This is a genomic window from Bacillus sp. z33 (assembly GCF_058313615.1).
This window is the reverse complement of record NZ_JBZFQN010000002.1, coordinates 223,226-248,307: the sequence shown is the minus strand read 5'-3', so window position 1 is coordinate 248,307 and position 25,082 is coordinate 223,226. Positions and strand designations below refer to the sequence as shown.

24 protein-coding genes are annotated in these 25,082 nt (G+C 38.3%); 10 read left to right on the top strand and 14 right to left on the bottom strand.

Going from position 1 to position 25,082, the window contains the following annotated elements; genetic code table 11:
• Nucleotides 1-296 precede the first annotated feature (296 nt).
• The 4 genes from AC4G3L_RS08270 to AC4G3L_RS08255 form a co-directional block, all read right to left on the bottom strand.
• Nucleotides 297-650: a YisL family protein gene (locus AC4G3L_RS08270; RefSeq protein WP_491076484.1), complete on the bottom strand. Its 354-nt coding sequence runs from the start codon at nucleotides 648-650 to the stop codon at nucleotides 297-299.
• A 72-nt stretch (nucleotides 651-722) separates the two neighbouring features.
• On the bottom strand, nucleotides 723-1,610 hold the full coding sequence (locus tag AC4G3L_RS08265; RefSeq protein WP_491076483.1) for a fumarylacetoacetate hydrolase family protein: 888 nt from the start codon (nucleotides 1,608-1,610) through the stop codon (nucleotides 723-725).
• Nucleotides 1,611-1,626: 16 nt separating this feature from the next.
• Complete coding sequence (locus tag AC4G3L_RS08260) at nucleotides 1,627-2,130, bottom strand: DNA topology modulation protein (RefSeq protein WP_491076482.1); 504 nt, start codon at nucleotides 2,128-2,130, stop codon at nucleotides 1,627-1,629.
• Complete coding sequence (locus AC4G3L_RS08255; RefSeq protein ID WP_491076481.1) at nucleotides 2,127-3,320, bottom strand: DUF418 domain-containing protein; 1,194 nt, start codon at nucleotides 3,318-3,320, stop codon at nucleotides 2,127-2,129. The genes AC4G3L_RS08260 and AC4G3L_RS08255 overlap by 4 nt, the downstream gene beginning before the upstream one ends.
• Nucleotides 3,321-3,504: 184 nt before the next feature.
• Between AC4G3L_RS08255 and AC4G3L_RS08250 the strand changes: the two genes are divergently transcribed.
• The 6 genes from AC4G3L_RS08250 to AC4G3L_RS08225 are packed head-to-tail and all read left to right on the top strand — an operon-like array spanning nucleotide 3,505 to nucleotide 5,384.
• On the top strand, nucleotides 3,505-3,726 hold the full coding sequence (locus AC4G3L_RS08250; protein WP_491076480.1) for a spore germination protein: 222 nt from the start codon (nucleotides 3,505-3,507) through the stop codon (nucleotides 3,724-3,726).
• An 11-nt stretch (nucleotides 3,727-3,737) separates the two neighbouring features.
• Entirely contained in the window at nucleotides 3,738-3,959 is a 222-nt protein-coding gene (locus AC4G3L_RS08245; RefSeq protein ID WP_491076479.1) for a spore germination protein GerPB, read from the top strand.
• Nucleotides 3,956-4,573 carry a spore germination protein GerPC gene (gene gerPC, locus AC4G3L_RS08240; protein ID WP_491076478.1) on the top strand — a complete coding sequence of 206 codons (618 nt, stop codon included), beginning with the start codon at nucleotides 3,956-3,958 and terminating at the stop codon, nucleotides 4,571-4,573. Before AC4G3L_RS08245 ends, gerPC begins: the two co-directional genes overlap by 4 nt.
• Before the next feature lie 8 nt (nucleotides 4,574-4,581).
• Nucleotides 4,582-4,758, top strand: a complete 177-nt coding sequence (locus AC4G3L_RS08235; RefSeq protein ID WP_491077170.1) for a spore gernimation protein GerPD — start codon at nucleotides 4,582-4,584, stop codon at nucleotides 4,756-4,758.
• A 12-nt stretch (nucleotides 4,759-4,770) separates the two neighbouring features.
• Entirely contained in the window at nucleotides 4,771-5,166 is a 396-nt protein-coding gene (locus tag AC4G3L_RS08230; RefSeq protein ID WP_491076477.1) for a spore germination protein GerPE, read from the top strand.
• Entirely contained in the window at nucleotides 5,166-5,384 is a 219-nt protein-coding gene (locus tag AC4G3L_RS08225) for a spore germination protein (RefSeq protein ID WP_491076476.1), read from the top strand. Before AC4G3L_RS08230 ends, AC4G3L_RS08225 begins: the two co-directional genes overlap by 1 nt.
• Nucleotides 5,385-5,389: 5 nt before the next feature.
• Here AC4G3L_RS08225 and hlpB read toward each other — a convergent pair whose 3' ends face one another.
• A complete protein-coding gene (gene hlpB / locus AC4G3L_RS08220; RefSeq protein WP_491076475.1) occupies nucleotides 5,390-5,692 on the bottom strand; it encodes an HNH nuclease-like protein HlpB in 303 nt (100 codons plus the stop codon).
• A 297-nt stretch (nucleotides 5,693-5,989) separates the two neighbouring features.
• On the opposite strand from hlpB, the gene AC4G3L_RS08215 reads away from it, so the two are divergent.
• Nucleotides 5,990-7,309, top strand: a complete 1,320-nt coding sequence (locus AC4G3L_RS08215; protein ID WP_491076474.1) for a glycosyltransferase — start codon at nucleotides 5,990-5,992, stop codon at nucleotides 7,307-7,309.
• An 11-nt stretch (nucleotides 7,310-7,320) separates the two neighbouring features.
• Nucleotides 7,321-8,655: a nucleotide sugar dehydrogenase gene (locus AC4G3L_RS08210; protein WP_491076473.1), complete on the top strand. Its 1,335-nt coding sequence runs from the start codon at nucleotides 7,321-7,323 to the stop codon at nucleotides 8,653-8,655.
• Nucleotides 8,656-9,007: 352 nt separating this feature from the next.
• Here the strand turns inward: AC4G3L_RS08210 and addA are convergent, their stop codons facing one another.
• The 3 genes from addA to AC4G3L_RS08195 form a co-directional block, all read right to left on the bottom strand.
• On the bottom strand, nucleotides 9,008-12,751 hold the full coding sequence (addA, locus tag AC4G3L_RS08205; RefSeq protein ID WP_491076472.1) for a helicase-exonuclease AddAB subunit AddA: 3,744 nt from the start codon (nucleotides 12,749-12,751) through the stop codon (nucleotides 9,008-9,010).
• On the bottom strand, nucleotides 12,741-16,223 hold the full coding sequence (gene addB, locus AC4G3L_RS08200) for a helicase-exonuclease AddAB subunit AddB (protein ID WP_491076471.1): 3,483 nt from the start codon (nucleotides 16,221-16,223) through the stop codon (nucleotides 12,741-12,743). The genes addA and addB overlap by 11 nt, the downstream gene beginning before the upstream one ends.
• Before the next feature lie 807 nt (nucleotides 16,224-17,030).
• Nucleotides 17,031-17,642, bottom strand: a complete 612-nt coding sequence (locus AC4G3L_RS08195) for a TVP38/TMEM64 family protein (protein ID WP_491076470.1) — start codon at nucleotides 17,640-17,642, stop codon at nucleotides 17,031-17,033.
• Nucleotides 17,643-17,853: 211 nt separating this feature from the next.
• Between AC4G3L_RS08195 and AC4G3L_RS08190 the strand changes: the two genes are divergently transcribed.
• Nucleotides 17,854-18,228: a YhjD family protein gene (locus tag AC4G3L_RS08190; RefSeq protein WP_491076469.1), complete on the top strand. Its 375-nt coding sequence runs from the start codon at nucleotides 17,854-17,856 to the stop codon at nucleotides 18,226-18,228.
• Nucleotides 18,229-18,259: 31 nt separating this feature from the next.
• Here the strand turns inward: AC4G3L_RS08190 and AC4G3L_RS08185 are convergent, their stop codons facing one another.
• Nucleotides 18,260-18,841, bottom strand: coding sequence for a competence protein ComK (locus AC4G3L_RS08185; protein ID WP_491076468.1), 582 nt, complete (start codon nucleotides 18,839-18,841; stop codon nucleotides 18,260-18,262).
• 260 nt (nucleotides 18,842-19,101) lie between these two features.
• Between AC4G3L_RS08185 and AC4G3L_RS08180 the strand changes: the two genes are divergently transcribed.
• Nucleotides 19,102-19,332 (top strand): IDEAL domain-containing protein, encoded by a 231-nt coding sequence (locus AC4G3L_RS08180; protein WP_491076467.1) that lies wholly within the window; start codon nucleotides 19,102-19,104, stop codon nucleotides 19,330-19,332.
• 279 nt (nucleotides 19,333-19,611) lie between these two features.
• Here the strand turns inward: AC4G3L_RS08180 and AC4G3L_RS08175 are convergent, their stop codons facing one another.
• The 5 genes from AC4G3L_RS08175 to AC4G3L_RS08155 form a co-directional block, all read right to left on the bottom strand.
• Nucleotides 19,612-20,076 (bottom strand): NUDIX domain-containing protein, encoded by a 465-nt coding sequence (locus tag AC4G3L_RS08175; protein WP_491076466.1) that lies wholly within the window; start codon nucleotides 20,074-20,076, stop codon nucleotides 19,612-19,614.
• 66 nt (nucleotides 20,077-20,142) lie between these two features.
• Nucleotides 20,143-20,679: a DinB family protein gene (locus AC4G3L_RS08170; RefSeq protein ID WP_491076465.1), complete on the bottom strand. Its 537-nt coding sequence runs from the start codon at nucleotides 20,677-20,679 to the stop codon at nucleotides 20,143-20,145.
• A 151-nt stretch (nucleotides 20,680-20,830) separates the two neighbouring features.
• Nucleotides 20,831-22,087 (bottom strand): M48 family metallopeptidase, encoded by a 1,257-nt coding sequence (locus AC4G3L_RS08165; RefSeq protein ID WP_491076464.1) that lies wholly within the window; start codon nucleotides 22,085-22,087, stop codon nucleotides 20,831-20,833.
• A gap of 604 nt (nucleotides 22,088-22,691) precedes the next feature.
• Nucleotides 22,692-23,594, bottom strand: a complete 903-nt coding sequence (locus tag AC4G3L_RS08160; RefSeq protein WP_491076463.1) for a patatin-like phospholipase family protein — start codon at nucleotides 23,592-23,594, stop codon at nucleotides 22,692-22,694.
• A 609-nt stretch (nucleotides 23,595-24,203) separates the two neighbouring features.
• Entirely contained in the window at nucleotides 24,204-24,962 is a 759-nt protein-coding gene (locus AC4G3L_RS08155; RefSeq protein WP_491076462.1) for an SDR family NAD(P)-dependent oxidoreductase, read from the bottom strand.
• Nucleotides 24,963-25,082 lie beyond the last annotated feature (120 nt).

Below are 25,082 nucleotides of genomic sequence, written 5' to 3'. Positions count from 1 at the left end.
GACTGGATAAACCATATTTGTTGTTCTTTTGGCCTCTATTTCTGCATGTTTAAAAATCCTTAAAGTACGTCCAGTGTATTTCAGGGACCCTCATCTCCCTTCCTAGTTTTTAAGAATTCTAGAAGAGTAATTGAAACACCTCTTATTATAAAGATTTTATACAAATTCCTTTAGTAAAAGGGAGATGTTATCTTCTTTATGGATTAACTATATGGCTAGCCTTCCTACCACTGACCATTCTTCCTATGAAAATAATCAAAATAAAAAGCCCAGTCTTCATCGACTGAGCCTCTCTCTTATCCGAATATTTGAATACCAAAAGGTAATCTAAAGCCAAGCAATAAAACTAAAACAAATGCAATCCAAAACTGGATTAAGAATGATTTGTGATTTTTTCCTTTTGATCTCTTCACATTTGTCATTTCCATTGCAGCGATTACCCAAATACCAATAATCGTCTTGGCGATATACTCTCCACTAATATTGGAAACTTTCATTAACAACATGATACCAGTTGCAATAATTAATATGTATAGCACCCTATTAATCATCATCATTATTTTTAAATTTTTACCTGTCATCTTTAAAGACACTAAGAACACAATAATAGATAACACCCACATGAAAATATGTTCATAAGTTCCACCCATAAAATCCCCCACTTTCAACATTATTCAACATAATAGTAGCATAATAGCATTTAATGTACGACTATTACGTCCTTACTCTTTACGTATTGTTGATTTTAATGTTCCAATTGCTTCAATCGTTATTTCGATCACATCATCGTCTTTTAAATATCGCGGTGGTTTAAAACCTTTCCCTACCCCAGCCGGTGTACCCGTTGCAATGACATCTCCAGGCTCTAATGTAATTCCTTTAGAAATAGTTGCAATAATTTCATCAATCGGAAACAAAAATAAGGATGTTCTGGCATATTGCCTTGTTTCTCCATTCACTTTTGTTTCAATTTCGAGATCTTCCGGGTGCGGTACTGCATCTTTTGAAACAATCCAAGGACCTATCGGACATGTACCATCCAGGCTTTTCCCCAGGAAATACTGTTGATGTCTGGATTGCAGATCACGTGCTGTAATATCATTTAAGATGGTATATCCGAAAATATAATCATAGGCTTTTTCGCGGGATATCGAGGTTCCCTTTTTACCGATTACAATAGCCAACTCCCCTTCATAATCCAGCTCATTTGTTACTTCTTTATGAAGTGGAACGGGTTGTTTATGGGCATTAACCGTTGTTGGAGCTTTCGTAAACACAATCATATCTTCTGGCACAATGCCTCCATCAAACTCCGTTGCATGTGCTGCATAGTTTTTACCTACACAAAAGATGTTTTTGCTCGGCCTTGGCAATGGAGCTAACCATGTCAATGAATCTATATTTTTACCCTCTATTTTCTTTGCAGCCTTCTCCCACTTTTCAAGTTTCGGCAGCCATGATTCAGATTCTTCAATCAATACTTGCAGGGATACCGGCAGTCCTTCGAGCTCCGGGCAGCTTTGTTTAATTGCTTCCAAAGAATAAAAAGTATCATGATCAATAAGTCCGGCTACAGATTGTCCATTTTCCTTAATCGTTGAAAATTTCATCTTTCATTCATCCCTTCTAAGATAAGTTAGCAAGCCACTTTTCTAACTGTTTCCTATTTCTAAAATGGTAAATCTGTTTGTCATCTATCTTTTGAAGCTTCTCACGTAACCTCGGTGCCTGTTTCTTTTCAAATCCCCATACCCATTTGATAAATTCCCAATCAAGCTTTTCTTGGCATCCTTCATTCAGATCTGGTCGTGTCTTTCCATGATACATAAATCGCCGTTTAATCACGCCATATAAACAAGACCACCTAGAATAATCGAGGAAAATAACCATGTCTGCTTGATTTAAACGAAGATCCATTGTCCGATTAAAATTGCCATCTATAATCCATAAGGGCTTACCGGCTAGACTGCTAACAAAATCATCCCATTCGTTTTCCGGAGTTGGAATCCAGCCTGGACGCCAATAATAGAAATCCAGATGATAAACGGGCAGACTCAATACTGACCCAAGTTCTTTCGCCAAAGTAGACTTGCCTGTCCCTCCGCTTCCGACTATCATGATTCTTTTCATTGAGAAGCACCAACCTCCTTTTCCCGTTTGAATGATGGTTTATCCCAGTACGTAACGATTCTCCAAACATATTCAATTGGTCCCAATCTAAAATATCGCAACCAATATTTTGCAAATACCAGTTGGAACAGGATAATCAGAAAAGCGAGGATGGAGCCCATAAATGCTCCTACATCTCCATATAATCCAAGTCCATAGGAATAAAAGAGTAACGTACATATAATAGAATGCATGAGGTAGTTCGTAAGTGACATTCGTCCCAGCCTGACAAAAGGAACAGCTATTTTTCTTACCTTAGGAGATTTTTCATAAAGAAGGGTAATCCCTGTAATAATAGCCAGTGTCAGTAAAGGGCCGCCAAAAGAATCCTGCAAAAATTCACTCGCATAATTTTGGCTCGACAGATACGGATACATTTTTAAAATAAGTCCTATCGGTAAAGATACCAGGAACATGATCCGTATTTTTTTATAATGGACTTTCAGATTTGAAATCCATCCCAGCTTAGCAAATGCCATTCCTGCCAGAATACATGGAAAGACTGATAAAAATATGAAAATCATATTTGGCAGTCCATTGACAGCAACCCAGTCATTAAATCTTAGGGAAAAAATCTCTGCGAACGTCCCGCTTGAATAGATCTCAATGGCTTCATTTATTTTTGAAAAATCAGTTTTTAACAACCCTGATGTTGGAGTCATTAATTCGATCAGCAGCATAAGTAACCCTAATATTCCATAAGGAATGGTATATAACCATACCGATAAGTGAAGCAATGTTTTACCTTTTAATCGATAAACAAGCAGCAAAAGAAATCCACAGATGGCATACGTGATTAAAATATCCCCATGCCAAATTAGAAATGCATGAATCATCCCTAGCAAAAGTAGAAATATCATCCTTCTCGTAAATAAAGCAGGAAATGAAATTCCCTTTTGTTCTGCTCTTTTCATTAAAATAACCGTGCCAAAACCAAATAAAAAAGCAAATAACGGGTAAAAATTACCCTGTGCAAAAATATCAATTAGGGCGTATGTATAGAAATCTACCTTGTTCTGCCAATAATCATATTCAAGATATAAAAACGGTGAATGAAAATCAAGCATGTTTACAAGCAGAATTCCAACAATTGAAATTCCACGCAGAAAATCTATGACATGTATCCTCTTTTGATCTGTTATAGATTGCAAAACTACCTCACCTTTCTTCCAATAATTTCTTTTAAAACTAGTGTAGCAGTTTCTGTGAAAAACCCCTATTAAAATATGTATTCTAAAAAGCTGGAGGTCCCTCACCTTTGGAGCCCATTACACATATACTGTCAAAGAATTGTTAAGGAAGGAAGACACAGAGATACCCAAGGAAGGTGTTCATATGCCAGGTATTGTAGGTATTGTCCAGATTCTCAGCATTGGGAGCAGTGGTGTATTTAATGTAGGGGATATTTATAAAGTTACTCCCTACTCTAATGCCAAGACATTTTCCGGAGCGGGATCTTTTAATACGGGTGACTATGTAGCTGTGAACAATCCTTATAGTGCTACAAATACGTTTGATGCAGATACCGTTGACCAACCAATTGCATTTACGTTATAGAGGTGAAAGAAATGAACATCTTTGTTAAACAAACCATTATGATTAATACAATTAAAATTAACGCAATTGCCAATGCTTCCGTCCTGCAAATTGGAAGTGCCGGTATCATAAAGTCAAAATCCCTTATGACCAATTCCGGCGGATTTGAGGCACCGGCTCCAAAAGCGAATCATCCCTTTTTTGCGACTGAAGAGAATACTCCTCAGGTCCAAGTCCAGGATAGGAAAGGATGAGTCATTTGCCACAGGATGTAAGCCAATTCCTTTACTATTTACAAAACACGCTGGAGTCCCAGCAACAAGCCATTTATAAACTTGAAGAAGATATAAAGAAATTAAAAGAGGAAATAACAGTAGCAAAACAGCAGGCGCCGATTCGAGTGGACCGAATTGAATATAAATTTGACCAATTGAAGGTGGAAAGATTAGAAGGCACCTTGAATATTGGCTTAACTCCATCAGATTTAGAAAAAATTGATGAATTGGCAATCGATCATCACACCCCTCCCGGTCCATTTCTTTTTCCAGCCAGAGACGAATTTGTCCATCAATTATCGAGCGAGGTCTTACTCGACCTAAATAATAATAAGGACGAAATCTTTAAAAGAGCCGAAAAAATCTGCGAGCAAAAAGCAGATGACACCATGCGCTCCTTTATCATGGAGGACATTGCCAGACAGCTGCCACAGCGCATACATCATTATTTAGACCAAACGCCCCCTCATAACCGAACAGAGCATAAAATTCCGGATATACGGGAGCAAATATCAGAAGTTATGAAAACGGATATAGAAAACGCCATCATCAGATTTATGGAGGTTTATCCTGATTCAATGAAGGAGCAGTGAGCAACGTGATGAATTTCCATGTCGTGAATGAACAAATAAAGGTTGGCTGTATTAAATTAATTTCAGTATCAAGCTCTTCAGTCATTAAAATCGGCGACACTGAAACCATGCAGCTTTTTTCGGCATCTGACACCCCATTAAATGCCATAGAGTTTGGGCCGTTACAGCCCATCGTCAATCGATAGAGAGGATTTGCTATGTGGAATAGGACATCGGTTGTCGACAATATCCATGTGTCCATCTTATCAAGGGGAGCTAGCTTTGATATTGGCGAAATCCAGTATTATTATTCAGTTGATAATGTCCTTGCCTATCAACGAGAACAGGAACTCTTTTACGGACAGGAAGGAAATTTTGGTGATTACGCAGTCTTCTACTCTGTACCGGACTTCGAACCAATTGATGAGATGATTCAAGTTAATTTCGAACATCAAAATCCATATCTTTTTGTCGATTGCATCAGAACGCAGGCTATTTCAGCCTCCTCTTTATTACAAATCGGAAACGGGCGATTTATCCGTTCCGAAACCAGAGTTATGAATGTCAGACAACTCATAAATAGGCCTAGAAATGAAAGAAGGGAGGAAACTTAATGCCTGCTTTTGTCGGTTCCGTTCAAGTTCTCAATGCAGGAAGCGGAATTATTCAATTCGGCGACTCCTTTGTTATATCACCAAAATATGCCAGCAAAAGTGTGAATGGTTCAGGTTCCGGAATTAACGGAGGAATCATTTTTGATACAAACGGAATTAGCGGAAACTCAGTTATTGGTATAAGTGGAGTTGATCAGCCGATCTCAGCGAACAATTAAATCTCTCACCTTCTTCCGGCCTTATAGCCGGATTTTTTTATTCTCGGCAATTTACCTGCCGGCTGCTTTTTAATCCAATTTAAATATTTCTTTATTTCAGGGTCATCCCTCAGTTTCTCAATCGTATTAAGTCTGACGGCCAGCTCCGAGTTTGGATAAAGGGCATGAACTTGTTTATGGCAAGGAATACACAGCTTGGAGGTATCTTCGGGACCTCCGCCAAATTCCCGTGGAATTAAATGGTGAACCGTTCGTTCCACATGGTCCCGTAAACACAATTCACACTTACCTCTTCCTGCTTTGGTCAATATGACTCCCTCCAATACCCTTATATTTACATTTTGTAAAATAAAAAAGTGTGAATTCTATCTTATCTTTTATATTGCCATTTCAGATTAAAATTGATTCAACTCTTATTTATCCAAATGGAATGATTCCCCAACGTTCTCTCTAGCTTTAATCCTCGGAACTTTACATTTCTATCATTTACCACATCTGTCACCATTTTTCCTATTCAACAATGCATACTTCTCATGCTAATATACATTTTGTGTAAAATCTTATGTTTATATATATATACAGGAAAGGGTGGAATGTCTCATAACATGAATTTAACTACAGAAACTATAAGAGAGAAAAAGAGACATGTACCGGAACCACTGATTGTTGAAAGTACAGGCCGTCGATTGGTTGCAGTGGTATTATTCGGTATCTTTCTATCTTTAATGCTAAATTTGAATTTTAGAGTGGATAAAACAATTGAATACTATTTAGGAGCATTTATGTCAATAAGTTTTATCTACCTGTTGCTTAAATTGCTATTGTCTTTCTTTTACGTACCATACAAAGACGAGCCTAATAAAAACTATAAAGTAAGCGTAGTAATCCCTAATTACAATGAAGGGGAAGAGTCGGTAGTAACAGCAATCGAGTGCTTATTAGAACAGGATTATCCTGTGTATGAAATCTTCTTTGTAGATGATGGCAGTACAGATTTGTCTGGATACAATCGCATTGTAAAAATGGCAAAAGAATTGGAAGGAAAAGTTGAAACAAAAATTATTACACATCGTTTTCTAAAAAACAGAGGGAAAAAGCAAGCACAAGCCTGGGCTTTCAAACAGGCAAAGGGCGAGATCATCATGCTTTGTGATTCAGATGGATATATTTATCCAAATGCGGTACGTGAATTACTGAAGCCGTTTAATGATGAAAAAGTAACATCTACTGTTGGACATATTGCTGCTCGTAACGAAGGAGATTCTATTATTTCCAGACTTCAGGATATTATGTACCATAATGCTTTCCGGGTCGGTAGAGCATCACAATCTGTGACGGACTGTGTAGTGGTTTGTTCCGGTGCATTATCAATGCACCGGAGAGAAATTATTCTGGAGCATATGGATGAGTTTTTAAAGGATGAAATCCTAGGCATAAATTGTGATTCTGGCGATGACCGATGTTTAACACATATCTCCTTGAAATACGGAGGAAAAACAAAGTATCAATCTACTTCTCAATGTATTACTGATGTGCCAGTCACAACAAAAACATTCTTTAAGCAACAAGTAAGATGGGCGAAATCATATTATTTATATACAATTCTATCTTTAAAAGAATATGCGTGGAAGAAACCGTCCCTGGCCTTATGGCTACTTGGAGAAGGTTGCCTATGGATCATTTTCGGCGTTTCACAGTTAATAGCTCTTTGTCATTGGAATGGTGAATTTTCATGGATTTTGCTTACATTTGGTATTTTCTACACGATTTTAACTACTTTGATTAATGGAGTGTATTACGCTTTTAAGCGGCCACTTATTTATTTATTGATTCCTTTCTTTGCGATTATTCAGTTGCTTATGCTATTCCCGATTCGACTTTATGCTCTGATTACAATTAATAAAAAGGGATGGGGAACTCGTTAGGAGGAGTATTGATGACAACAGAAACAGTCAATATAACTAGAACGCACTATGAAAAATTAAAATATAAAATTGATTCTAAAACCGCTATTGTAGGAACTCTTGGGATGGGATATGTAGGTCTACCAAATATGGTCTCAAAAGCACGGAAAGGATTTCAGGTAATAGGATTTGATCCAGATAACAAAAAGGTGGAATCTGTATTAAAGGGTGAAAATTATATAGCCGATGTAGATTCAGCTGAATTAAGTTTACTAGTTTCCGAGGGGAAAATTAGTGCCACCTCTAATTTTTCTTACCTGAAAAACGTGGATGTAATTTTAATTTGTGTACCTACTCCCATTGATCAACATAAGAATCCGGTTCTATCTTTTGTGGACTCTGCTGCAAGTGAAGTTGCTAAGTACGCAAAGAGTGGCTCTCTAGTCATCCTAGAAAGTACAACGTATCCATCAACTACCGAGGACTATATTGTTAGCAAATTAGAGGAGAAGGGCTTTGTTGTAGGTGAAGATATCTTTGTCGCTTACTCTCCAGAGCGGATTGATCCTATGAATAAGGTGTACAATGTTGACAACACGCCACGAGTTGTAGGAGGTCATACGAAAAAATGCTCTATTTTAACAGAGGCATTTATCGGTGGAAAAGTTAAAACTGTTACTTCTACAAAAGTAGCAGAGATGGCAAAAGTATTCGAAAATACTTTCCGTTTCGTAAATATCGCTTTGGCAAACGAACTCGCCGTTGTTTGTGATAAAATGAATATAGACGCTTGGGAGGCCATTGATGCTGCGGCTACAAAGCCTTATGGATTTATGCCCTTCTACCCATCCGCAGGAATCGGTGGACACTGCATCCCTGTGGATCCGTTCTACCTGAGCTGGTATGCGAAACAATATAATATCAGCGCAAAGATGATTGAAGTATCAAGTGACGTTAATGACTATATGAATGATTTCACTGTCAATAAAATCACTGATATTTTAAACCGCCGAAAAAAAAGTATTAATGGCAGTCGTATAGCTATCCTTGGTGCGGCGTACAAGCCAGATATTGATGATGTACGAAGTTCCGCGATCTATCGTTTATATAGTTCACTCGTTTCTCTACAAGCTGAAATTGATGTAATTGATCCTCACGTTTCATCTTTTAAAGTACAAGGAAAAGAAGTTCCCGTATTCGATATCAATTATGAAACAATGGGAGATTATGACCTAATCGTTATTTTAACCAATCATTCATCTTTTGATTATAATCAAATTGCCTCAAAAGCAACGGCAATTTTGGATACAAAAAATGCTTTTAAATTCGTGGATAATGAGATTCTCGGAGAATATTATAAACTGTAAACAAAAAGAGATCTCCAATAAGTCTCTTTGGAAAAAAGGTGAAAAAAACAAAACGTTTTTTTCACCTTTTTTGTTATCATCGTTTATCGTGCTTACTTTTAAGAGGGTGCTGCTCTAAAAATAGCTCCTATCCTACTCCATTTCACTAGCAATTAGATTATCTCTGAGATAACATGAATACGTTTTACAGTGGTACTAACCTGGAAGTTTAGTTTATATCAAATGCTCTTCTCTATTTTTGTCTTTACTTCTTTACCTCTCTTAAAAAATTATCCATTAATATTTGATGAAAGAACATAAAAAGGATGACACACTACGTATGATTCCCATACATCTGTGTCACCCTTATTAGTTAAAGTTTCAATACATGTGTGCCATCAAAGAACAGTAAATATCTTTCTGATACTTTTCTTTTCAGAATTTGTTCAATGGCTCTTGTATATAATTGAATCTGTTTTTCATATCTTTCTTTTAACACAGGCTCTGCTTCTTCAAATCCATTTTTGAAACGATCCGTGATTGCGTCTGTTTTATAATCAAGCAATACGAGGCCATTTTCATCCTCAAACAGGCAATCCACTATCCCCTGCACAAGAATGTTCTCTTCACCAGCCTGCCAATCCTTATACGCTTCATGAGCTGGAAATGCCATAGTAAATGGTATTTCCTTACGCACTTTTTTAGCATGCTGCAGACGTTGTCCCAATTCACTCTCAAAAAAGCTTAATATCTGATCAACTCTAATTTCACTGACTTGTTCCTTCGTAGCAAATTCCTTCATCACCAAAAACTCGAGCAGAGTCTGAATAGACTCTTCTGTGACCGGTTTCGTAACATCCAAATGCTGCATTACCAAGTGCATCATGGTTCCTTTTTCAGCAGGTGACATTGTTTTTTGCTGCATAAAGGCTGGTCTCTTTAAGTTCATCCTTTTAAAGGTGGCCTTTACTAAATCAGTTGCACTGTACTCATCTTTTGAATCATTCATTCGTTTTAACTCGGATACAGACTGCTTGGAGCGCCCTGTAGTCGCGCTTTTAAATCGATAATCCCATTCGATTTGTTCCCTGACCTGTTCTTTATATTCTGATTCAATCGCAATGGGCTCCATTTGCTCAATCGATTGAAATAACAGTTTGCTCTCCAGGCTCTCTTCTTCTTTTGACGACTGCAGTGTATTCGCCTTTCGAACATGAACCTGCCATTCGGATGGATGAGCAGCAATCTCAAGCATCGAGTCGCCGGCAATTGTCCCCTCTTTAAATATGCGATGCCTAACCAAGGAAGGCCCAATCCAATCCATATAGGAAGTAGCATTCGCTCTTGTATAATCCGGAAGCAGCCAACCTTCTTTATTCTCAAATACAGACCATTTCTTAAACGATTTTTCAGCATCTGCCAGGGTTCCTATTAAGTACAGCTTCTCTTTTGCACGGGTTAACGCAACATACAGAACACGCATTTCTTCCGCTATATTTTCGAGGAGCTGCTTTTTCTTAAAGGCAATCTGCGGCAAGGAAGGATACGTGATTCTTAATTCCGGATTCACATAGCGAAAAGCCAGCCCCAGATCCTTATCCACTAAATAGGAACGTTTTAAATCCATTTGATTGAATTTTTTAGATAGTCCTCCCAGGATTACGACAGGGAATTCAAGTCCCTTACTTTTATGAATCGTCATAATTCGGACGACATCTTCCTGTTCACCCAAGGCACGTGCCGCACCCAAATCACTACCTCTTTCTCTCATCCGATCGATAAATCGGAGAAAGCGGAAGATTCCTCTAAATGAGCTTTCCTCATATTGTCTGGCACGATTATATAAGGCCAATAAATTAGCCTGCCTTTGCTTACCGCCAGGCATCCCGCCAACAAAATCATAATAGCCGGTATCTCGGTACAGCTGCCAAATTAAATTGGACAATGCCCCCTGACGAGCCTGGTTTCTCCATTCGTGAAGGTAGTCAAAGAACTTCTTCACTTTTAAATAGACAGCGCCATATTTTTCAAAGGACCCAGTCTGGCAATAGGCTTTTAATGCATCATAGAAGTGTCCCTTGGGTAAGGTAATCCGGATATCGGATAAGTCCTCCTCATCTAACCCTACTATAGGAGAACGTAGCACAGACGCGAGTGGAATATCCTGATACGGATTATCGATTACTTGAAGAAGTGAAATCATAATGGCCACTTCTGTCGCCTCAAAATATCCTGTTGAAAGATCAGCATAAACAGGTATACCCTGTGCCCTAAATTCATCCATAATTTGAGGGGCCCACGGCATGGAGCGCAGCAAGATAACAATGTCCCGATAGGTAATGTTGCGGTGTGTTTTCGTTTTGGCATCATACACTTTGCGGCGTTCACCAATCATCTGTTTGATCAATTCAGCCATTTGCCTTGCTTCTAACAAAACCGTCTCCAGATCTTCGTCTGTTTCATCATTATCCTCGGAACCATAATCCGTTCCCTCTGCTGCTTTATCAATCAAATACAGCTCCACCGGAAACTGCTCATCCTCAGGATAGGCTGCTCCTTTTTTCAGTTCAGCTGCTTCATCATATTCAATTTCACCAACCGTTTTCCCCATCAATTGTTTAAATAAAAAGTTAGTACCGGCCAATACTTCACTACGGCTTCGGAAATTTTTATTTAAATCAATCTTCATTCCGGTATCAATCGGTTCTGTCGAAAACCGACTGTATTTTCCCATGAAAAGATTTGGTTCAGCCAGACGGAATCGATAAATCGATTGTTTAACGTCACCAACCATAAACATATTGCCGGTTGATTCACCGTCCTTTGTGACAAGCTGCAAAATTGTTTCCTGCACCATATTGGTATCCTGATACTCATCGACAAGTACTTCCTTGAACTTCTCGCGATACTCCAATGCAACATCCGTTGGCTTTAATACTCCATCCTCATCAATTGCCAGAATTTCAAGAGCCATATGTTCCAAATCGGAGAAGTCAACAATCCCACGTTCAAGCTTTTCTGCCAGGAATCGCTCTTGAAACGCTATGACCAGCTCGGCAAGCGTCACCACATATGGCTTCATATCAGCTATATCCTTCAAAAAACTATCTGCTTTTCGAAAGAATAAGTCGCTCGAGATTCCATTGATCAATTTCTTAACATCATCTCTCAATTTCTTGGCTTGACCCGCTAATTCCTCATCACAAGTCCCTTTGCGGATCGTTTTAGCTTTTGCAAAGCTAGCCTGCGAAAATGTATCCGCCATCGATTGCCAGTCTGCTTCAAGCGATTCAGATAATTTGTTGAGCAGCTCTTCATCTAATTTAAATGTTTCGCCAAGGGCCGCCGGACCATCAGGCAGCAAGGTTAATTGATAGCCTTCATGCGTCATTTCCTTTGCTGCCGCTAGGCGCATCATAATATCAAATTTCAAGACAGGATAGAAAGGCAATTGCTCAATCTTAGTATGTTCCCCTACCTCATACATATCGACAAGGCTCCGGAGCCACTTTTGCGGGTTGGGGTTAGACCGTGAGAAGTCATCTAATACACGAATGATATCCAGAATCGTACGGTCACTGCGGTCATCCGTAAAAGCATCGACAAGTCGGAAAAATGGTTCATTATCTGAGATTCCATATTGCGTTTCCAATACATCCTCAAGAACTTCATCTTTAATTAATTCAATTTCCGTTGAGTCCCCGATTCGAAAACCAGGATCGATATCCAGTAAATAATAATGGCTTCTCACCACATCCAGGCAAAAGGAATGCAGGGTTGAGATATTCGCTTTATTCAACAAGCTGAGCTGTTTCCGTAAATGCCTGGATTCCGGATTCTTCTTAATTTCCTTCTCCAGCGCTTCGGCAATTCGGTGGCGCATTTCAGCAGCTGAAGCATTCGTAAAGGTAGCAATCAGTAAACGATCCACGTCAAGAGGGTTATCTTCTGAAATAACCTTTCTGATAATCCTCTCAACCAGTACGGCCGTTTTACCACTTCCGGCCGCTGCAGCTACCAGAATATCATTTCGATCCGCTGTGATCGCTTTCCACTGGTCATCTGTCCATAAAGCATCTGCTGGTTTTACGGGAATTTGTTTCGGGTTATTCATCATCTTCTTCTTCCTCCTCCCGTATAGCCTCGAAGATTTCTTCTTTTTTAGCTGGTTTAAATACTCTGTATTCATTACTCTCAAGAGAAGGATCAAACTGACAAACCGTTTTATAATTACAGAATGTACATGGTAATTTATTTTGCAGGCGATAAGGTTTAATATCAGCCACACCGCTCGTAATCGCATTTCCTGTATCGGCATACATTTTCTTCATATGACGGCTTAAAAGAGAAAACTCTCCTTCACTTGCGATCCGAGAAGCTGCCGTGAAATGCCCGTCCTTTTTAAAGCCAGCCGGCACAATCATGGATTCTCCATTTTCCAGATCACTGTCCATCATCTTAACAACCTCGTCATCCCCTAAAAGCAATCCTTTCATTTTAAAGCTTTTAAAGACTTCCCGTTCAATCTGCTCTAACGTATAAACCCCGTTATTTTTAATTAATGGATTGTGAACATGGAAATAAAGGACACCCGCAGGCTTAGCTTGTGCCCCAACCAAGAGTGGTGAGTGCGTGACTACAATATCCAGGTAGGTCAACATTTGCAAGGCTATTCCATAATAAACTTCTGTAAAGTTCAAATCCTTCGAGCTCGATTTATAATCAACGATTCTTAAATAGGTTCCATCATCTGTGGTTGCCTGATCTATCCGGTCAATTCGCCCAGCCAGCTCCATCTTAGTTCCATTTTTAAGATCAAAAGTCAGAGGCGGCAATGTACCACGACTGCCAAATCCAAGCTCAAGTCCAATTGGTGAAAACTGGCTATTTTTAGCCTGTCCACTTAGGGTAATAGAAGCTCTGGCTACAATTTGCTCCAGCTTTCTTTTTAGATAATGGAACCGGTTTGATGATAATAAGATTTCATTTTGCAGCTTGGGAGCCATGACCTCTACTGCTGTTCTGGCTAATTGGATACACTGTTCCCGTGATAAAGCGCCCCAGCTTGTACCGCGCTCAATAATTTGTTCCGTCATCCACTGCAAAGCACCGTGGAACATTTCACCGATATCAGGAGCTTCTAAACGATAAATATCCCGTTCCCTAAGTTTTAAGCCGTGTGAGGAGAAATGAGCAAATGGGCAGCTATTGAAGAGCTCCATTCTCGACACACTGCCCTGGATTGTCTCTCCATACAACTCAACTGCTTTTTGATCAGGGATTTTCTTTGCTTTATTTTGATAGGAAAGTGCAGAAAGGACAAATGCAGCCTGATCCTTCATTGGACCGTCTTGTACATATTCGTTATATACATCCCACCAAACAGGTGATACTGGATAATTTCTTCTCTTCTGCTGAAGCTGACTTGCCAAAAATGACAGCGTTGCTCTCGTCTGAACCACATACTCCAATTGCAGCGCATCACTCATTTCAGCCGGATCATGCACAAAAAAGGTTTCTTTCACCGCACCGAATAAATCCTTCACACGTTTAATATAAGAGGACGCTAATAATTGCTTGCCTTCATCATCAGCCAGTGGATAGGAAAAATAAATATAGTCTGATGCAACCAGAAAAGCCTTGTATGCAGCAAACTCCTCATCCAACAATTTGGTGCTCGATGTTGGGGCCAACTTAATTCCGGAAGAATGTAAGGTTTCCCGATCAGCATCCGAAAGAATTCCCCCTTCACTGACTTTGGAAGGAATCACTCCTTCATTCAAGCCTGCTATGAAAGCTATTTTGACATTTTGGGGACGTGATAAATCCATATTGGCCACCACAACTTGGTCAAGAGAAGGCGGAATTAATGAAAAGTTCAACGTTTCCATCCCGCTCTCTAGGATTGCAGCAAAATTCTTTAACGTAACCGGCCTGTCCCCAACAATTTCTACAAATTGATCCAGCAAATCAATGACACCATTCCATACCTGATCGTGCTCAGTTGCATAGATGAGCCTGCCTGCTTTTTCATCACTTTGGGCTTTTCTTTCAAGCTTTTCCGGTATATTAAGCTCATCTAAATACATGTATAGAGCCTGAGCATAATCTGTACCATTTTTTGCCTTCTTAAAACGATTTGCAAGACGGCGAATGGGCTCTGCCACTTGTTCTTTCGTTTCATTTAACAAGGCTTCCATTTTTAACTCTGCATCTGTCTGAGCACTGTCCACCAGCTCAAGGCCGCGGTTTCTTTTATATGTCCATTCTTGTTTCTTAATCCAGCGGTCACCATAATAACCTCTCGACAATACATAATTTTCGAGCAGGGCAGCGTTCTCCCGCTCCTTTGGTATATACGCATCTTTCGCAAATAAAAGATCTGTCTTGATTGCCCGAAACATCGGTTCATAACGCCAATTATTCGTTACGGCTTCAAGAGTCGACCGTATTAACTCAACTAGAGGGTGATTGAGCATCGGCCTCTTTTGGTCAATAAAGACAGGTATGCCATAGTCCGTAAAGACGGTTTCAATCACTTCAGCATATTCCTGACTGTTTCTCATTAACACAAATATATCTCTGTACCGATATCCCTCTCGTACACTCTTCAAAATTTTACGCGCGATACCTTCCACCTCAGCCCTTCTGTTTCCGGCTGGGCAAAATTCAAATTGCGGCGTACGCTCGAATACGGGTGCCGGTCTGTTGGCAAACCATGTATCCAAATGCTGCATAGATTCGTTCTGTATAAAACGATGCGGCTCTTTAAATACACGATCCTCCTCAACCTGTACTCCGTTTTGAAGTGCGATTTGATACAAATCAAAATAAGTTTCACCTGTCATTCTAAATAAATGCAATGGATCAGGTGCCAAATCTTTGAATGGCTGATCCAATGTCAAGGAAACCGTCACATTCCTGCAGTGTTGCATCAAGCTTGCCATAATCCCATATTCTTGAGTTGTAAAGCTGTAAAAGCCATCCACATAAATTTCAGCATCCCGCAAGTAGGATGATTCAGGCATCTTTTCTACCAGTAAATTAAAGTAGTCCTCCGAATCAACGTACTGTCCTTCCAATTCATGTTCAAACCCATTGTATAAAAGAGATAGATCATCAAGCTTCGAACGGAGAATCGGTGATACATCACCATTTGTCTGGTTTAGCATCTCATCAGGAGTAAGACAGTATCGCTTGCACTCCTTCAACAAATCACTTAATTGAGTAATAAACCCCTGCTTATCACTCGAACGTTGAAAGGTCTTTAATTCGTCCTTTTTTTCCTCCATGATTTTACGGATCACCATGTTGACACCGACATTATTTAAATGCCGTCTGCCCATGCCGCCTGTTTCCTGCAGAACCTTCCATGCCAGCCGGCTAAAACTGAACACTTGGGCACGTATCATCCCGCCGAGATTTGGCGTATTGATTAATTCCAGCTCAGCCTGAAAAGTCATCTGATCTGGAACAATATATATAATTGATGGACCTTCCGGATCATTCTCCAGCTTAGCCCTAATATCATTTAAAATGGTTTCTGTCTTACCAGTCCCTGTTTTTCCAATATAAAATTGCAAAGACATTAAATGTGCCTCCCCCCTTTATATCTATCTCTCTATTTTATCATAATTAATAACGTTTTCTCCTCAATTGACTCTATATCCCATCATTGTAAAAAATGGTTTATTTTAATTGTGACAATAAAAGTTTGTGCTATATACGCAGGAAATGAGAGAGAAGGAATTAATCTTATGGAGAAGACAAAAAAGACACTAATTTAAAAATCACAATCTGTGAGAGACTACTTTCACTACAAAGAAAAACAATGACCATTTGTATTCATGATCATTGTTTTAATTAGTTCCATATTAAATTATAAGCTATTAGTAATTAACAAATATAAAGCGGAAAAGTCCAACGTGTGTAAGCTACAATAGATATTCCAGCCATTCCGACCGACGAATCCCACTCCTTCTCCTTCCTTTATCTCTCAAACGTAATATTTTCAAATAGCTTTGTTCCGCCATAGTTTTTTTAATTTGTTGTACACTGCATACAATCATGGTATGAACTCCTCTCATGCTCATACCTTATACATGAAAAGAAGCCATTAGGAAGTCGATATAAGACTTCCCCATGGCTTTCGAATTCCTATTTTACCGAGGGTATAGAGACTTATTATCGTTCTTTATTCATATGAATTTCCTAAAAAGAAATTGCACATGAAAAGTAGCACGAAGCAATGACAAATTTTTAAAAGCCATTACAAACATACCTTCACAGAACGATTCACTCTACACCTCCTTTAACGAGTTAATTTAATTATAATTAAAAACGTCCAGACAATTATTAACAGCTGCTGTTTTACTCTTCATAGATGTCTTGCCATTCTACGAAGGTTCCTTCTGGTCCACACGGTTTAAACGCATCTCGACTTGTTTACCTATAAGCCATAACAGGACAATGACGATACCAACAATAATACTTTTAACCGGTTCGCGAATTAAAGACATAATGTCATGGCCAATATAACTAATAGTAAAGATCATAACCAATTTTCCCGCAAAGACTGCAAGCATATATTGTTTTGGACTAATGTCAGATAATCCACAAACTATATTTACAATCGCGGAAGGAGTAAATGGGAAACAAAGCATGATAAATAGCGGGCCAAATCCATGATGATTGATCCAACGCATTGCCTTTTGCACAGCTGCATGTTTATGTACAAAGGATAGGGCTTTTTTCTTTCCATATTTTCTGGACAAATAAAACACAACCATCGCGCCAGCCACAGCCCCTGTCCAGGATAAAAGAAATCCAAGCCACAAACCAAATGCATTGGCATTAGCCGTCACAAAAACAAACAAAGGCAAAAACGGAAGAAACGCTTCAAAAAAAGGGAGCAGCAATCCCGGTATGGGACCCAAGTTTCTATAATCACTTATTAATTTGGCTAAGTGCTCCATAGTTAGCCAATCTGTTAACCAATTAAAATCCATAGTCTCTCCTCACAAACAAATGACAAATTCTGTTCATACTCTATAGATATCCCCAATTATTATGGATTAAAACAATCATTATATTTATTATATCAGATTGCTTTAAAGAGAGAATTAGTTAGAAAATAAACTTGTCAAAAATGTGAAAAGCGATTATTCTATACAAGAACATACGTTCGTTTTTTACAGACATTGAAAGGACGCGATATACATGACCCGCATCCCTACAGAAGAACGCAATATAATGGAAAAAGCGATTTATCTACCAATGGTTCTCACTGTACTGTCACGAGACCTCCAAGTAGTAAAAGTATCGCCCTTCAAATTAAAACAACCTTACTTATTACTGATTGATGAAACGATGAAACAGATCCAAGCGGAATTAAAACAAGTAAGCCACTATATGAGGCAGCATCAACTCAAAGTGGAAGAAACAAAAAGAGACGAATCATTCACATCTTTTTTATTTCTATATAAAGGCTATGAGGAATATCATAATTATTTCAATCCCCGTATCCGCAATAAAGTACAGGAATTACTGGAATATTATTTTTTAAAACAGTGGACGGATGAACTGAAAAAATAAGCGGCGTTGTTAAAGGAATTTATTAACGTTCTCAATCTCTATATGGAGACTGGTTTAAACTATTTGTTTGAAAATCAGATTTCCGATCATTCACTTGGATGGCATTATATAAATAATTTGTCTTTCGCTCTGCCTCTGCAAGTTTCTGAAGGAGCTTCGACTTTAGCAATGCTGTTCTGAGCATTTGGTTTTCAATGATACTATAGGATACCGGTATCACAATAGATTGTTGATTGTGGAAATTGATTTGTGTTTTAGTCGCGCTAATCTTAACTCTGGATACGATGTGCTCATAAGAAAGCCAGATGCACGATTCTTTCGCAGGAGATGTAGTAGGAAAAAAGAATAAGCGATTTCCCGGCTCTATTGAAATGGGAACTTTATGTGAAATACCAAGAAGTGTTTTCGTTGACTGGCATCTCCCAGGATAGTTTGCACCAAAATAATCACAACTGGATTTAACTACTTCAGATGGTCTAAAAGGTACTAAAATTTCTTCATCAAATTCAATGATTTTAGAATATGTTTTTGATCCATATTCAACTGGAACGATAGCAAATGTAAATGGACTGATTTCGTAATCCTCTCTCCTGCTTATCACATTTGTTTCCATGGCTTCCTCCTTGTATGAGCCTACATTTAAACTACCATTTCAATATAACATAATATTTCAAAATAATTGGTTTATTCACCAAAATTTCAAATTTAACCCAAAACTCTTGTAATTTCTAAGGTTTTTATTTTTTATATATTGGGTATTTTATATAATAACTATATTAACCTATTATAATAAATTTTCTGAATTATTTAAATATTTGGTTGATTTTTCTTTTTATCTGACTTATAATAAAAAAAAGCAACGGGGGGATATCCATGAATCACGAAAAAGCAAATACAGATATCGTAAAGGCTGTTAATGTGACTGTTGACCAGGCGACCATGGAAGACGTACTTATGGATATGTTAATTTACGAAGCCCAACTAACCCATGCACAAAAGAAACTGAAAAAAGAAATTGATCAGGCCTTGGACAATAGAGACAAAGAAGCGTTTATGAAACTTTCCGCCGAGCTAATTGAATTGGAAAAAAACTTTGGTCACTAAGCCAAACAACCTGTTAAAGTAAATACGTAGTATAAAAAATCACAGAGCAAGGATCCTTTAATCCTGCCCTGTGATTTTCTTGTTTTTACTCTTTTAATCTGCGGTTGGCTCTAACCAGTACTTAGAATGAGAACGTTGATTGAATCAATTACTTCGTAAATGCAATGATTGTATCAAACCTTTCCTTACCTCCTATTCGGACTTGAACCTCTTCTTTAATAATCTGATGATACCCTTTTGACAAATGCATTGCCCTATACTTCCATTACAAAGCACCCTCTAATTTACATCCCCCAAATATACGGGGACAGGTTCTCCTTTAGTATATTTGATAAGATATTCCCTCATTTGTTGCGGATAGACTCTGTAGGTTAATAAATCACTTAATGACAGCCATTCAACTCCTATTTGACCGTCGTCCGGATTGGTTCCATTGTGCAACATTGTATGAGTACCTTTAATTGTACACAAAAACATATATTCAATTTGATGGGTGTCATAATCAAAGGCAGCGTGTTCATGGTTTTTACCAATATATTCACGGATCAGGATTAAATCGTCTATTTCAACGTCCTGCCCTATCTCTTCTATACATTCTCTTTTCAACGTTTGATGAAAGGTTTCTCCGTACTCTTGTCCACCACCGGGCAATATATAATAGAACCCTTCATGATCTTCTTTTTTGATAGCGAGTAACTGATTGTCCTGAATAATAATGGCTTTAACTGAATTTCGAATAGGCATTTATAGATCATCCTTTATGGTGTATTCTCCAATCAAAAAAGAGCTAAGGAAATTAAAGCCCCAGCGTTATTGAATCGGAAAGGAGTCAGAGTTTATATATCGTTCTATAATTATATTGGTGTGATGCCGCTCATGTCCGGCAATGATAACAGCCAGAGCTCGAACCGTTATTTCGAAATTATTGGCTGAACCCCGGCGCAGCAAATCCTCATTGGTTAGACTCTTCACCAAGACAATCGTAGACTGACGAACGATTGAAAAACATTGAAGAAGCTCGTCCATTGATTGTCTCGTAAAGACTGCTTGTTGAACATATTCCTCCTCATTAAACCCCGGGAGGTTCTGGCTCTCCCCCCGTGCAATTGAAAGAAGCCTATATGCCATGATTCTCTCAGTATCAATCATATGGCCAACCACGTCTTTAATACTCCATTTCCCCTCGGCATACCGATATTCTGCCTGGTTATTTGTAATTCTCTTTAGAAAAACAACAGTCTCCTCCATTTGTTCAGTTAAGATTTCGATTATATTGCCTTCAGGAACCAATTCTAAATACGGTTGATAATAAGCGGCATATTCACTGTGTTCTAATTGTTTCCTCATAGTCCTTCTCCTTTTATCTACTCCCTTTATTTATTCCACCTTCGTTGCTAAATTCCTCTATTGTATAAAAGCAAACAGAGCCATCTAATGGCTCTGCTTTCTATCCTATTTTCTTGCTTATCATCCCATTCAATATTAAAGATTACAAAGACTATTCCTTAAACTTCTCTGCCCTCTCAATTCGCTCAAGCATGGTTGGATGGCTATTACGGAGTATTTTAACCAGCAAAGGCGGATTCATTTGACTTAGTCCCTTTTCAGATAGCTTTTGAAAAGAGGAAATGGCCGCTTCAGGATTATTAGTCATTTTTAACGCATAGGTATCTGCTCTTGTTTCCTGTACACGCGATACATAATTCGTAATGGGGTTTGCGGCAAACAACAGGATAGATGTAATCAATAAAAAGAGCGGTAATGAGCGAATATCACTCATCGATTCTAAATGATATAAGTCTCCTCTTTTTCGTATCGCCCTCTTCATCCATTTATCCGTCAGCCATAAGCCAACCAGCATAAGAATCAAATAGCCGCCAATTCCGATGTATATATGCTTTTCCACATAATGTGCCATTTCATGAGCCATGATAAAAAGAATCTCATCTTCCTCAAGACTATTTAATGTAGTGTCCCAGAGAACAATTCTGGAATTTGAACCAACCCCTGTCACATAAGCATTTAAAGAATTGGTTTTCTCCGACATATTGACTTCATACACATGCTCAGCAGGAATATTCGCTTTTGCCGCCAGATCAAGAATTTGCTCCTCCAACGCTTTATCTTTAAGCGGATAAAAATCATTGTAGAGCGGGTCGATGACGACCGGTTGAATAAACATCACGAATATCGTAAATGGAATGCATAGCAGCCAGCTATACAGCCACCAGCGGGCAGGGCTTTTCCGAATGAGCCAGTACAAGACGAGTACCACAATTAAAGTCATTCCTAAGTCCACCCAGAACTCAATCAAGTTATCTTTCATCCAGGAGGAGAAGACTTGAGTGGATATGCCATAGGCAATCGAAATTTTATATCGAATGTATGAGAGCGGCAAAAAGACAATGAATAAAAGGAGTGAAAGCCAAAAAACATAGCCGCCAATTTGAACGGAACGTCTTTTCCAAGTTTGCTTGCCCCATTTTTCAATTCCTTTAGATAGTCCCGAAACAAGGACTATCGCATAAAATAGCCACTCAAGCGGTGAACTTATAAAGAAGAAGAAATTCCGTATCTTAGAATACGATTCACTTTTTTCTATCATTTCTTTATTCATAAATGTGGTGGGATCTGCACTGGTACCCTTTATCGAATCAGGAATAGCTGTATGAGCACCGTGAAAAAGATAAACATATATCGCTAATGCGTAAATCAAAAACAGGCCAATTATGAACAGAGTCCATTTTTTCCGCAAAATTATCCCTCCTAAAAACATTCCATCTATATAGTTTACAAGCATTCGTACAAGTTAGAACACTTATTCATTCTTTCTCCATTCCGCCACATAATAATCATACATTCTCACATGTTTCCACTAACGTCACATTAGCCACTATCTATATCTATAACGGTAAAATAAAGGGGAATGACAAATAGAGTAGATTATTGGACGATATGAAACTCCTTCTTATTATTTTTAGTATCGGTGCTGGAATTTACGATTTCACTGGTTATAGACAGTCGCAAATGGATTTTCCTAACGAAGTCACAATGGAATCTACTACCAACTGCTATCCAAAATAGTGTTATAAATCCCCCTATTTTTCCTGGATTACTTCCTAAGTTCCATCAGCACTATAAATAAAAAGACTCGGCTTTTTATTTATATACTTACTTTTTATAAAAAGGGATGATTCTTTAGAGAATTCGCTAAAGAATTCTATGAAAACTAGTTCTAATCCTTCTTTCACCAACCTGTCCCCTTAGAGCATAAGAAAAAGACTGTCAATTGACAGTCTTTTTCTTATGCTATTGGCCTCGTTCGTGGAACTTGGAATACCTCGCACAATTAGAGTAACCTATATTTTCAAAAGAGAATCTTCAGCCTTGCAGCCTATATAATCAGCACCGAGAAAGTCTAGCAATTCCTGATTTCGGTCATGAAATTGTTCTAACCCTTTTTTATGTGATTTCCACATGATTTCAGTATTTTTTTCAAAACTCTTAAGCTCAAAGGGCGGTCGATAAACGAATGCCTTCCCTTCTTGCTCCAGCTTTTCTATTAAATCCATTGTTTGATTATAATGTTGTGCACGGTTCACCATAGCATGAACCAGTTGCGGATATTTCTTACGCAATAGCTTCACTGCCCATTTTGTCTGACTGTCGAGCTTCTTCCTGTAGCCCTGTGGTCTGGTCAAAATGATGACATGCTTTTCATAGCCATCTGCTATCGCCTTTTGGATTGGTACCGAATCAGCTAATCCTCCATCATAGTAAGGAATATTATTTATTTTGATTTCAGGAAACAGAACTGGAATAGCACATGTGGCCCGCAAAATTGTAGCCCCTTTATCCATTGTTTTACCATCCATATATTCTACCTGTCCGGTATAGGCATTTGTCACGCCAAATAAAACCTTACCTTGATAGTTTTGAAATGTCTCCCAATCAAAGAAATCCAATTGATTAGGAACTGTATCATATGCAAACGTCAGCCCAAATAGGCTTCTCTCCGTGAGAAAATTACGCACTCCGACATAACGCTTATCATTCCGGTAAGTAGATATGAAGCGAATCGTTCTGTTTTTTTGCTCAGAAATATAGGAACATGCACTAATGGCACCCGCAGAGATTCCCAATATGTAAGGAAACATAATCTCTTTTTCTAAAAAACCATCTAAGACACCCGCTGTATATACCATGCGGAATGTTCCGCCTTCTAAGATCAAGCTCGTATTTTTTATATTGATAGGAATCATCAAAAAGTCTCCTTTATTTGTGCTCATATATATGTTTATAGATGTTGTTTAAGCCATAAGGAACTCCATGTTCTCTTCATAACTCCTCATCCATAATTAATTGTAACGTATCAAAACTTCTACAGCGCTGGTTCATCTATACTATTTTTCTCGTAAAAAGGAGCTGTCCCGAAAGCCAATGAAGTATGGCTCATAAGGGGCAGCTCTTTCTATTTAAATAGTATGATAGTAAATACATATCTTTTCAATACATTCTGGTTTTTTAATGTAACTAATTATACCACTGAACAAATTGAACTAGTAATCTTCAGCAAGAGGAACTTCTGCTATTCCCTTTGTATTTTATTATAAGGGAATTAATATAAATTCTTCTAACTATAGTAACAGCCAAAGTGGTGAAATAAGTAACTTCTCTATTAGGTTTAAGAAATCCTTCTTCAGCTAACTGTTTCTCCACCACATAAGAGGTTCAACAGAAAAAAGCGTTAATCCTTTTGAATCAACGCAACATTTGGTTCTTTATAAATTAAAAGTCCAAGACTCAGTAATGTAAATTATCTCTTTTTCATTTAACGTTTTTACTCAGTATATTCAGTAAAAAGCATTAAACTACTTAGAACTCCATCCACCATCAATGATTAATTCCTCACCAGTAACAAATTTGGATTCATCAGAAGCTAAATATAAATAACCGTTAGCAATATCAAGTGCTTCCCCTGCAAATGGCGGTAAAGGAATTGTACCTTCAAATGCTTTACCCAATACTTCCCGGGATGTTACACCATGGCGCGCGGCAGCACCCGTTAAGATGGCTCCAGGATAAATAGAATTTACCCGAATATTATCTTTTGCAAAGTTAATAGCCGCATGTTTTGATAAAGCACGGACTCCACCTTTTGCTGCAGCATACGCAGCAGCACCATTGTCAGCGCTGCCTATAATGGCGGATAAAGATACACAATTGACGATGGATCCACCGCCATTTTCCTGCATAAAAGGAATAACGGATTGCATGCCGAGGAAAACGGAAGTTAAATTCAAGTTAATTGTACGATTCCAACCATCTACTGTTTCTTCCAAAAGTGTCTTATGAAACGATACACCGGCATTATTAATTAAAATATCAATTTTACCGAATGCTTCTTTTGTTTGTACCATAACATTTTTCCAATCTTCTTCAGAAGTTACATCTAATTGAGCACATATGATATCACCTTCTAATACTGCCGTTACTTCTTTTAGCTGATCAAACGCGATATCTGTTGCAATAACCTTTGCGCCTTCTTTTATGAATAATTGAACTGCAGCTAACCCCATCCCTGAAGCAGCACCGGTAATAATCGCTACTTTATTATCTAAACGTCCCATCAAAATCCCTCCATCCGATTAAATGTGATTTTTCATCACAATTAAAACTTAACAACCCATCCATTTAACGTCAACCAATTTATCTTTAATTTCAGACAATTCATTGCTAAAATAGTAACA

Bases quoted from the DNA above. Each gene is read 5' to 3' on its own strand.
- AC4G3L_RS08270 (WP_491076484.1), bottom strand. From the start codon at position 650: ATGGGTGGAACTTATGAACATATTTTCATGTGGGTGTTATCTATTATT.
- AC4G3L_RS08265 (WP_491076483.1), bottom strand. From the start codon at position 1,610: ATGAAATTTTCAACGATTAAGGAAAATGGACAATCTGTAGCCGGACTT.
- AC4G3L_RS08260 (WP_491076482.1), bottom strand. From the start codon at position 2,130: ATGAAAAGAATCATGATAGTCGGAAGCGGAGGGACAGGCAAGTCTACT.
- AC4G3L_RS08250 (WP_491076480.1), top strand. From the start codon at position 3,505: ATGCCAGGTATTGTAGGTATTGTCCAGATTCTCAGCATTGGGAGCAGT.
- AC4G3L_RS08245 (WP_491076479.1), top strand. From the start codon at position 3,738: ATGAACATCTTTGTTAAACAAACCATTATGATTAATACAATTAAAATT.
- gerPC (WP_491076478.1), top strand. From the start codon at position 3,956: ATGAGTCATTTGCCACAGGATGTAAGCCAATTCCTTTACTATTTACAA.
- AC4G3L_RS08235 (WP_491077170.1), top strand. From the start codon at position 4,582: ATGAATTTCCATGTCGTGAATGAACAAATAAAGGTTGGCTGTATTAAA.
- AC4G3L_RS08230 (WP_491076477.1), top strand. From the start codon at position 4,771: ATGTGGAATAGGACATCGGTTGTCGACAATATCCATGTGTCCATCTTA.
- AC4G3L_RS08225 (WP_491076476.1), top strand. From the start codon at position 5,166: ATGCCTGCTTTTGTCGGTTCCGTTCAAGTTCTCAATGCAGGAAGCGGA.
- AC4G3L_RS08215 (WP_491076474.1), top strand. From the start codon at position 5,990: ATGAATTTAACTACAGAAACTATAAGAGAGAAAAAGAGACATGTACCG.
- AC4G3L_RS08210 (WP_491076473.1), top strand. From the start codon at position 7,321: ATGACAACAGAAACAGTCAATATAACTAGAACGCACTATGAAAAATTA.
- addA (WP_491076472.1), bottom strand. From the start codon at position 12,751: ATGATGAATAACCCGAAACAAATTCCCGTAAAACCAGCAGATGCTTTA.
- addB (WP_491076471.1), bottom strand. From the start codon at position 16,223: ATGTCTTTGCAATTTTATATTGGAAAAACAGGGACTGGTAAGACAGAA.
- AC4G3L_RS08195 (WP_491076470.1), bottom strand. From the start codon at position 17,642: ATGGATTTTAATTGGTTAACAGATTGGCTAACTATGGAGCACTTAGCC.
- AC4G3L_RS08190 (WP_491076469.1), top strand. From the start codon at position 17,854: ATGACCCGCATCCCTACAGAAGAACGCAATATAATGGAAAAAGCGATT.
- AC4G3L_RS08185 (WP_491076468.1), bottom strand. From the start codon at position 18,841: ATGGAAACAAATGTGATAAGCAGGAGAGAGGATTACGAAATCAGTCCA.
- AC4G3L_RS08180 (WP_491076467.1), top strand. From the start codon at position 19,102: ATGAATCACGAAAAAGCAAATACAGATATCGTAAAGGCTGTTAATGTG.
- AC4G3L_RS08175 (WP_491076466.1), bottom strand. From the start codon at position 20,076: ATGCCTATTCGAAATTCAGTTAAAGCCATTATTATTCAGGACAATCAG.
- AC4G3L_RS08170 (WP_491076465.1), bottom strand. From the start codon at position 20,679: ATGAGGAAACAATTAGAACACAGTGAATATGCCGCTTATTATCAACCG.
- AC4G3L_RS08160 (WP_491076463.1), bottom strand. From the start codon at position 23,594: ATGATTCCTATCAATATAAAAAATACGAGCTTGATCTTAGAAGGCGGA.
- AC4G3L_RS08155 (WP_491076462.1), bottom strand. From the start codon at position 24,962: ATGGGACGTTTAGATAATAAAGTAGCGATTATTACCGGTGCTGCTTCA.